The sequence below is a fragment of the Streptomyces sp. NPDC101166 genome, assembly GCF_044768125.1.
Classification (GTDB): domain Bacteria; phylum Actinomycetota; class Actinomycetes; order Streptomycetales; family Streptomycetaceae; genus Streptomyces.
Map to the genome: position 1 here is coordinate 1 of NZ_JBIWPF010000340.1, position 1067 is coordinate 1067.

A 1067-nucleotide genomic window follows, 5' to 3' on the forward strand; every position below is an offset into this window, starting at 1 on the left:
ATTGTGGATGAGTGCGCCGTACCCGCCGAGGAACTGCTCGATCGGTTCGGTCGCCCGCGCGAAGCCGACCTGCCCGGCCACATAGAACGCCAGGAACGCGCCGCACAGCTGCTTGGCCGCGCCCAGGATCACCCAGCCCGGGCCCGCCGCCAGCACCGCCGACCACCAGCGCCACGCGGAGGTCTCCGACTTCTCGGGCATGAATCGCAGGTAGTCGACCTGTTCGCCGATCTGCGCGATCAGCGACAGGGCCACGCCCGCACCGGCTCCCACTCCGATCGCGGTCACCCGGGCGGTGCCGCCGTCGCCGGCCCAGGACACGAAGCCGTCGAACCCGGACGGGTCGCCGACGGCGATGGTCACCAGTGGCGCGGCGAACAGGATCAGCCACAGCGGCTGGGTCCACACCTGGAACTTCGCCAGCGCCGACATGCCGTACAGCACGAGCGGGATGATGATCAGCGACCCGATCACATAGCCCAGCGGTAGCGGTATGTGGAAGGCGAGCTTCATGGCCTGCGCCATGATCGAGCCCTCCAGCGCGAAGAAGATGAAGCAGAAGCTGGCGTAGATGAGGCTGGTCAGGGTCGAGCCGAAGTATCCGAAACCGGCTCCGCGCGTGAGCAGGTCCATGTCCAGGTTGTATTTGGCGGCGTAGTAGGCGATCGGGATGCCGGTCAGGAAGATGGTCGCCGCCGCGACCAGGATGGCGACGATCGCGCTGGCCGAGCCGTGGGTCACCGCGATGGACGCGCCGATCGAGTAGTCGGCGAGATAGGCGATGCCGCCGAGGGCGGTGATCGAGCACGCCATCGGACTCCAGCGGCGGAAGGACTTGGGCGCGTAGCGCAGTGAGTAGTCCTCGATGTCGTCGCGCGCAGCCCAGGTCTGGAACCGCTGCCATCGGGTTGTGCTCATGTGTCGTTCTCCTCGGTGTCGAGGCTCCTCGGGGGCCTCGGGTACGCAACGAGAACAGACCATATGTCGAATAGTTTCATTTGAAGATAGTGCAAATGAAACTTAACATCCCGGATACCGGCGAGATATCCCGTAACTACCAGTTAACC

General features: G+C 65.0%; 1 protein-coding gene. It reads right to left on the minus strand.

Annotation, left to right across the window (positions count from 1 at the left end; translation table 11 throughout):
- The coding region (locus ACIRS4_RS38950) for a purine-cytosine permease family protein (protein ID WP_404205126.1) at positions 1-918 on the minus strand (918 nt) is incomplete at its 3' end.
- Positions 919-1067: the final 149 nt, after the last annotated feature.